At 47.8% G+C, this 8592-nt stretch carries 6 protein-coding genes and 1 tRNA gene; 2 read left to right on the forward strand and 5 right to left on the reverse strand.

The genetic code is table 11. The features are described from left to right. Nucleotides 1-569 precede the first annotated feature (569 nt). Nucleotides 570-725: a hypothetical protein gene (locus tag Q0256_RS05630; RefSeq protein ID WP_297960936.1), complete on the forward strand. Its 156-nt coding sequence runs from the start codon at nt 570-572 to the stop codon at nt 723-725. Nucleotides 726-910: 185 nt separating this feature from the next. Here Q0256_RS05630 and dnaE read toward each other — a convergent pair whose 3' ends face one another. The 3 genes from dnaE to Q0256_RS05645 form a co-directional block, all read right to left on the reverse strand. Beyond that, complete coding sequence (dnaE, locus tag Q0256_RS05635) at nt 911-5056, reverse strand: DNA polymerase III subunit alpha (RefSeq protein WP_297960939.1); 4146 nt, start codon at nt 5054-5056, stop codon at nt 911-913. 324 nt (nt 5057-5380) lie between these two features. Continuing rightward, complete coding sequence (locus Q0256_RS05640) at nt 5381-6061, reverse strand: aspartate/glutamate racemase family protein (RefSeq protein ID WP_297924247.1); 681 nt, start codon at nt 6059-6061, stop codon at nt 5381-5383. A gap of 28 nt (nt 6062-6089) precedes the next feature. Next, nucleotides 6090-7400 carry a dicarboxylate/amino acid:cation symporter gene (locus Q0256_RS05645; protein ID WP_297960942.1) on the reverse strand — a complete coding sequence of 437 codons (1311 nt, stop codon included), beginning with the start codon at nt 7398-7400 and terminating at the stop codon, nt 6090-6092. Between the two features lie 77 nt (nt 7401-7477). Here Q0256_RS05645 and Q0256_RS05650 point away from each other — a divergent pair, with 77 nt between their 5' ends. Further along, nucleotides 7478-7627 (forward strand): hypothetical protein, encoded by a 150-nt coding sequence (locus tag Q0256_RS05650; protein ID WP_297960945.1) that lies wholly within the window; start codon nt 7478-7480, stop codon nt 7625-7627. A gap of 22 nt (nt 7628-7649) precedes the next feature. On the opposite strand, the gene Q0256_RS05655 is transcribed toward Q0256_RS05650, so the two are convergent. Both Q0256_RS05655 and Q0256_RS05660 read right to left on the reverse strand, forming a co-directional pair. Continuing rightward, nucleotides 7650-7726, reverse strand: a tRNA-Ile gene (locus Q0256_RS05655). Between the two features lie 255 nt (nt 7727-7981). After that, nucleotides 7982-8592: hypothetical protein (locus tag Q0256_RS05660; protein WP_297960948.1), on the reverse strand; the 611-nt coding region annotated here is incomplete at its 5' end.

Genomic DNA, 8592 nt, shown 5'->3' on the forward strand with positions numbered 1-8592 from the left:
CCACATCTCAGCTACTTAGAACTTCGCAAGCCGCGCGTACGGATCAATCCCTGCCGCAGCGACATTTGAAAAACTGCTCCATAAGGCTTACAAAGCCCGCACAGGCAACTACTTGTTTTGCTTATATTTTCAGGCAGGACAAACACGCTTAGCACGGTCAATATATAACAGCGCGAAAAATTTCAAATATAATCGTTTAATAATTTTGATAAATTTTGGATTTAGGATGAGCTGTAAGCAGGTTTCAGGCTCGAGCCCAGTCCGCGCTAGCTTGATTTTTTCGGACACCGTTGCTCGCCAGCTTTGTTTCGGATTTTTTCTGCGCGTCTTGGGTCTGTTTTTGCGTGCTTTACTAAATTTGCTCGGCGAAATTTTACCGCGATAAAATTTTACGTAATAAAGCTATACCTAAAAATTTCAAATCCGCTAAAGTTTAAAATTTTAAAGCTGCGTGGAGATTCGCCATAGTAAAACTTCGCAAAAATTTAGCTAGAAATTTAAAAGTGTCCGCGCCATTTATTGTACCGAACGTAGGCTAGCGCGACAATATAATTCAACTCTGTCGAGGTATGGCGAGCTGTTATTGCGGTAACTCAAACGGCATGCTACTAAGCCTTACCGACGCAATAAAGCAGGAAACGGTCTATGTGTATGTAAATTTGTGGCAGATAAAATTCCACCGCGATGAACGCAATAAATTTAGATATCACGGACGATCTGCGTGATTACAATTCTTATGCGTCGCACAGTAAATTTTGCACGCCACAAATTTTGGAACAAACAGCTTGCCTTTTATCGCAACCGCGCCAAAGCCTAGGCTTTCTGCGCACTCAAATACCGCTTGTATGCGGCGCAACAAGCAAGAATAAAATTTTACCGACCTAGCGTGGCGATAGAGCCGCTACCCCGCTTACGCCGCGATGATTTCGCGCACCTTTTCGGTGAAATTATCGCTCACGATGTATTCGGTCGGATAAACTAGCACCTCGCTGCCGTTGCGGATCCGCAGAATCAGCCGCTTGGTGTTTTTCAGCGCCGTGTCGCAAAAGGCGAGATGGTAAATTTTATAAATTTTCTCGCGACTAAGCTCGCCTAAGCTTAGCTCAAACTCGAAATCCTGTGCGTTTTTGCGCTGTATCTCGCGCTCTTTGCGCGCCCTAAGGGTAGGGTCTTCCACCCCAAAGCCGCCCCTTCGCTCCGCGAAATTTCCTCCGCCAAAGCTGCCAGCTCGTTCCCCACCAAAGTTTCTGCTGGAGCCGAAATTATTGCCGCTAAAGCCTTCACGCTCCCTACCGCCGAAGCCTCGCATCTTACTAGGCACGTAGCCGTCGATATTTTGCGCGGCATCTAGAGTTAAAATTTCATCCAGATAAATTTGAAATTTCCCGCCGTAAGGGCTAGTGTTTTTGCTAAGCCGCGCCCAAAACGCCATCGGGCGCTCCAGCTCCGCATCCGTTAGCGCAGTGACCGCATCACAAATATCACCGAACGCGCTCATCTCGAAGCTGCCCGCAAGATCAAGCACCGTAAGATTTGCCATCTGCTTGCCCGATTTAGTCATGCGGATGTGGACGTTTTCGATCTTGCCGACGCACAAAATTTTAACGCTCGCGCCATCATCGCCCACCAGCTCGTCGAATTCGCTGGATTTAGTATGCGCGATCGCACCAAGCTGCGCGGCGTAGGCTTTGAGCGGATTCTCGCTCAGAAATACCCCCGCACGCGGACGAAAGCTCGCATCACGGGCGTTTTGCAGGCTCATCATCGAAAGAAACGACAGCTGATACGCCGCGCCGCCGACCGCGCTTTTTGAAATTTTGATCATAAAGGCGTACGGGCGCTCCCGCTCCTGCGGGCTTAAGCTTTCGATCGCCTTTAGCGCGTTATCAAACACCGCAAGCTCGAAGCTGCCGTGCAGATCAAGCACATTTAAAATCCCCATTTTTTTGCCAGTTTTCGTCATGCGCGTGGATAGATCCTCGATCCGCCCCACGCTAAGCACCTCGGCGCTATCGCCCTCGATCTCGCTAAACGCCGAGGATAGCGTATAGTCGATGCCCTCCATCTCCTCTTTGTAATCATCCAGCGGATGCCCCGAGAGATACACGCCCACGGTCTGCTGCTCAAATTTTAAAATTTCGCCCTGCGGAAATTCCTTGTCGGTATCGACGAAGCTTACGCTCATGCCGCTCGTCATATCCTCATCCTCGCCAAAAAGCGAGCTTGCGGCGTCCTTTTTAATCTCGGTGATCTTTTTCATCACGTCTAGGATATTTTCCATATTCTGAATCATCGCCAGGCGACTCTTGCCCAGGCAATCCATCGCGCCTGCGTAGATCAGCGACTCGATGACCTTTTTATTGACGCGGAAATTATCCACGCGCGCAGCAAAATCATCGATACTTTGAAATTTAGCCTCGCTTTGAAGCTCTAAGATATTCTCGATCGCGGCGCCGCCCACGCCCTTGATCGCGCCGAGGCCGTAGATGATCGAGGTGCCCGATTTGGAATTTTCGTCGTCCACGACGCTAAAGCCTCTTAAGCTTTGATTGATCGACGGCGGCAAAAGCCCGATACCTAGGCGGCTAGCCTCGTCGATATACTTTGAAATTTTATCGGTGTTGCCCTCTTCCGAAGTAAGTAACGCCGCCATAAACTCCGCCGGATAGTAGGTCTTAAGATAGGCCGTTTGAAAGGTGATCATCGAATACGCCGCGGCGTGAGATTTGTTAAAGCCGTAGGAGGCAAATTTCATAATCAGATCAAATAACTCATCCGCCTTGGCTACGTCAAAGCCCAGCTCTTTAGCGCCGCTTAGATACTGCTCGCGCATGTGAGCGAGCTTCTTCTCATCCTTTTTACCCATCGCGCGGCGCACCAGATCGGCATCGCCCAAGCTAAAGCCGCCCACCTTCTGCACGATCTGCATGACCTGCTCTTGATAGACGATGATGCCATACGTTGGCTCTAAAATTTCTTTTATCTGCGGAAAAATATAGCTAGCTTTTAGCTCGCCGTGTTTGATCCTGATAAAATCAGGGATTAGATCCATCGGCCCCGGGCGATAGAGCGAGATCATCGCGATGATATCCTCGAAGCGGTCCGGGCGCAGGTTCATCGCCAGATCCTGCATGCCCGCGCCCTCGATTTGAAAAATCCCCAGCGTGTTGCCGCTTTGAATCGTTTTGTAAGTTTGCGGATCGTTAAAATCGATCTCCTCCCAAACTATGTCGCGATTATAGCGGCGCTTGACGAGCTTGATGGCGTTATCGATCACATCGAGGTTTTTTAGACCGAGGAAGTCAAATTTTATCAGATCGACGTCCTCAAGATAGTTTTTGGTGTATTGCGTTACTAGGCGCGCATCCTCGCCCTTATCCTGCTTAAATAGCGGCGCTTTGTTCCACAGCGGCTCGTTTGAGATCACTACGCCCGCGGCGTGCATACCTGCGTTGCGATTTAGCCCTTCAAGGCCCAGCGCAAACTCCCAAACCTGCTGTGCGATCGGATCTGCGTCGATAAATTCCTTCAGCTTCGGCTCGGCGTCGTAAGCCTGCGTAAGCGTGATGCCAAGCTTATCGGGGATCAGCTTCGCCATCTTATCGGCCTGCGAAAGCGGCATATCGCAGACGCGAGCTACGTCGCGAATGACGCCGCGCGCGAGCAGCTTACCGAAGGTCGCAACCTGCGCGACGTTAAATTTGCCGTACTGATCTATGACGTAGTCGATCACCTCGCCTCTGCGCGCCTGGCAAAAATCCACGTCGATGTCGGGCATCGAGATACGCGACGGATTTAAAAATCGCTCGAAAAGCAGATTATACGGGATCGGATCGAGGTCGGTAATGCGAAGCGCATACGCGCAGATGCTGCCCGCCGCAGAGCCGCGACCGGGGCCAACCGGGATGTCGTGATCCTTCGCCCAGTTGATGAAATCCTGCACGATGACCATATAGCCCGAAAAATGCATGTTTTTGATGATGGCAAGCTCCTTTTCCAGGCGCTCGCGATAAATTTCATGATTCTGCGGATCGATAAATTTAAGGCGCTCTTTAAGCCCCTTGCGGCAGAGATGATCGAATAAAAAATCGTCATTTGCAAAACTATAGCGTTCATCAGGCTGCGGCAGCGAAAGCCCGAGCCTATCGGCGTATTCGATCGTAAATTTAAAATTCGGCGGCGTCGGCGCGTAGTCCTTCTCGTCGAAGGCAAATTTGAGATTGCACTTTTGCACGATCTCGGCGGTATTTTCAATCACTTCAGGGATGTCCGCGAAAAGCCGCCTCATCTCCTCGTCGCTTTTTACGTAAAATTCCGAAACGACGTGTTTTAGGCGGTCGCCGTCGTTGATCGTCTTGCCCATCGAGATGCACTGATAGACGTCGTGGGCCTTGGCGCGGTCCTTGCGCGAGTAGTGGGCGTCGTTGGTGGCGATGATCTTGACGCCGATTTCGCGCGAGAGGCGGATGAGGTCTTTATCGACGTTTAACTGCTCGCCGATGCCGTGGCGCATGATCTCGAGATAAAAATCCTCGCCGAAAATTTCCTTATACTCAAGTGCCGCTTTTTTCGCCGCTTCGTAGCCGCCCGCGCCGCGCTTTAAATTTCGCTCGCTTCTATTTAGATGAAATTCCACCTCGCCCGCCAGGCATGCCGAGGAGCAGATGAGCCCCTCGCTGTGCTCTTTTAAAATTTTTTTGTTGATCCTCGGATAGTAGTAGAAGCCGTCCAAAAACGCGCGCGAGCTAAGATACATTAAATTTTTATAGCCAGTCTCGTTTTTGGCAAGCAGTATCAAGTGGTAGCGCTGGCGGTCGCTTTTATCGCCGATATCGTCGTGGTTGTGCAGATAGGTCTCGATGCCGATGATCGGCTTGATGCCGTGCTTTTTCATCGTCTGATAAAAGTCTATCGCGCCGAACATATTGCCGTGATCGGTGATCGCGCACGCCTTGGTGCCGCGGCTCTGCAAAAGCGCGGCGAGCTCGCTTACTTTATTCGCGCCGTCTAGCAGCGAATACTCGGTGTGAAGGTGCAGGTGGGTGTAGTCGCTCATTTTTGGTCCTTTTTTTGATTTGGAGATTATAGTAAATTCGGGCTTTAGAAACGGTCAAATTTAATGGAATTTTAGCTTAAATTTCAGCGTGAAATTTTACGAGTAAATTTTGTTACGGAATTTTACTTCGGAGGTTTTACATTCTGGATCTTGCGGATTAAATTTTGACAAAATTTTAAGCTTAAAATCCTGTGATGAAATTTTGCTATCATATAAATTCCGCTTACATGAAATTTTGAGCTAACACAATTCCGCAAAATTCTACGACTTAAATCATCATAAAATTTTGCGGTTTAAAATTCGCGCTTGCAAAGCCTTACGGCTCTACGATCTTGAGAATTCCACGATCGCTTTAGCAAGCTCTCTAGTAGGATCGACGAAAATTTTATCGCTTTTGATTAACGGCAAAAATAGCGGCAGCTCCGTGCAGGCAACGACGTAAATATCAGCATCGATTTTGCCTAGCAAATTCTCAAAAGCTCCCACGTATTCGGCAGTCTTGCCCGCCTTAACGCCTTTGTAGATGCAATCCATCAAAACCGCTTGATTTTCTTCACCAAGCTCCACGCTGATTAGCCCCGCTTCTTTGAGCGGATCGTCGTAAATTTTAGCTTTTTTTGTACCGATAGTGGCTAGCACGGCGATTTTGTGGGCGTTTGGATAATTTTTGCGGATCGCTTTTACGGTGACCTCAGCGATATGAATTAGCGGGATTTCCGCCGCAGCTTCTACATCGTCTGCGAAAAAATGCGCCGTGTTGCACGCCATCGCAAACGCCTTGCAGCCTGCATTTTTGAGCCTAACAGCGCTCTCGCTTAGGCGCGGAAGCGGATTTTCACCTTTGCCTAAGATAAATGCCGTGCGATCTTCAATCTGCGGATAGCTATCGATTACAAGCGGAATATTTTCTTGATCGCTGCTCGCCGCAGTCTCTTCTATGATCTTCATATACAGATCCGCACTCGCCAAAGGCCCCATTCCACCGATAATCCCAACTCTTTTCATAGATCGTCCTTTCTAAATTTTACTTTGGCTAATTTTCCCACTTACTCATATCCATTTCGTTTTCGCTCTTTGCGACGTAGATCGATGCCACAACATCGCCCGTTACGTTCATCGAGGTTCGCCCCATATCCAAAATCGCATCAATACCTAAAATCATTCCGTAAGCGATCGCTACATTACCGCTTACCTTGACGCCGATAGATTCTAGTACTAAAAGCAGCATCAGTGCACCAGCTCCCGGAACTCCGGCAGTTCCGATCGCCGCAAGCATCGAAGTAATGATGATCGTGAGGTAGTGGCTACTGTTTAGATCGATACCGCAAGCATTAGCGATAAATAGCGTGCACACGCCCAAATACACGGTCGTACCGTTCATATTCACCGTAGCACCCACAGGTAAAACAAAGCCGTAGATCGCCTTTGGAATTCCCATATCTTCGGCGGTTTGCATCGTAATCGGAAGTGTGCCGTTGGAGCTGCGGGTAACAAAAGCCGTAAGCATCGGCGGGCGCACTTTTTTAAGAAATTTAATCGGGCTAACTCCGATAAGCATACAAATAACGCAATAAACCGCAAATACTTGGATCGTAAGTCCCACGTATAGGGTAATCGTGACATTTAATAGCGAGCTGAAAGCCTCGATACCGCTTTTATTAAACACTACAAACATTAGCGCAAAAACGCCGATTGGTGCGTATTGCATCACCCAGTGCACGACCTTAAACATAATCTCGCTCATTCCGTCGAAAAAATTATAAACCGTATCGGCGGAGCTTTTGATACGCGCGTCGCTACTATCGCGGCAAAACGCAAGCCCTACGCCAAGAAATAAGCAAAACGCGATAATCGGCAGAATTTCGCCCTTGGCTATGGAATCAAAAGGATTCGTAGGAATTATATTAAGCAAAATTTTACTCATACTAGGGGCGTTCGCTGCCTTTTCGACGGCCTTGGACGCATCGCTTAGATCAAGCCCGCTACCTGGAGAAAATACAAACGCACACGCTAAACCGATGACGATCGCAAAAAGCGTAGTTATAGCGTAAAATATGATCGCCTTAATGCCTACTTTGCCAAGGTGCGCGGGTGAGATGCTGCTCGTGCCTACGATGAGCGAACATATGATGATCGGCACCATAATCATCTTTAAAAGTCGCACGAAAAGATCTCCCAAAGGCGTTAAAATCGCCACCCACGTGGTATCGCCCACCGGCATATTTTTAGGTAGTAACATACCGATCGCAGAGCCCAACACTAAAGCGATAATGATGCGCCAAAGCAAGCTTGAGTTAAAATAAAAAGCTAAAATTCCGCCTTTTTTCGTTTGATTTTCTGACATGGACATCTCCCTGCACTAAGAATTTTAACGGAATTCTACCGCAACTTGCCATAAAATAAAATTTAATCGGTCGCCAAATGAAAGTTAAATTTGAAAATTCAATCGCGAGCTTGCCGCATTTTAAAGCTGAAATTGCGCGGCAGGCTTTGTCTTTTGAAGTTATGAAGCGGAATTTCAAAGGAAAAACGACGCATGAAATTTATAGAATTTTGCGGATTTTGATGTAGTGAAAAGCAAAAAATTTTGTGGTGGTGGGCTCACTAGGACTTGAACCTAGGACCATCCGGTTATGAGCCGGATGCTCTAACCAACTGAGCTATGAGCCCGCCGTGCGGTAAAAAAGAAATGTGATTTTACAAAAATAATCTTAAAACGGCGTTAAATTTTAGCCGCGGAATTTTATGGCGTTTAGATCCGCCCAAATCGCGGCTAATTTTCACGCCAAAGCGTGCAACTTTATCTGATTTCCGATCAGATCGCTTTCATGCGCATAAGGCGACATAAAATTTAAGACGAAATTTATATAAATTCTGGCTCTTAAATCCGCCATGATAATCTAATCCACTCTTAAATCGCGTAAATTAATAACTCTTTTTTACGCTAATAGGCTCCGATAGCATTTTAGGGACGCCCGGTAATCCATACGCTCCCCGGCAGATATTATTTTCGGCATCGGGACCTTTTGCGATGGTGATCGTTTTATTTTCGCCGTCCACGCTGATTAGGAAGCATTTATCTCCCTTTGTGCTTTTAAGATATGCGGAATTCGCTCCGTTGGGCTCTAGCGGAACATTCGTCATAACCGAAAAATCGGATGCGAATTTGCCTTGGGAGATATAGTAAGCGTCTGGATCGTATTTAACGGTCATTAAATTTGTCGCCAACTTAGAGATCTCCGCATCATCTCTAGTAGTCAGCCTCGGTTCCGCAATCGCTACTGCAGGCAAGGCAATCGCTACGATACAAACCGTAGCTATTATCGTCGCTACGGATACTTTTTGGGGCGTTACGTCGTATTCGCAGTTTTGTAGCGACTTTGCGGCGACGGTAAGCGAGCTTTTATTTTTGCGCACCATATCGTGTGTAAAGGGCAAAAATAAGAATTTGCCGTATTCCATAAGACCTAACCCCACGGGAGCAGTCCGACTAAAATGGTTAAGGACTAAACCCGACAAATAAGTTAAGATAGCCA

The sequence above is a fragment of the uncultured Campylobacter sp. genome, from assembly GCF_937949835.1.
In the GTDB taxonomy this organism is placed as follows: domain Bacteria; phylum Campylobacterota; class Campylobacteria; order Campylobacterales; family Campylobacteraceae; genus Campylobacter_B.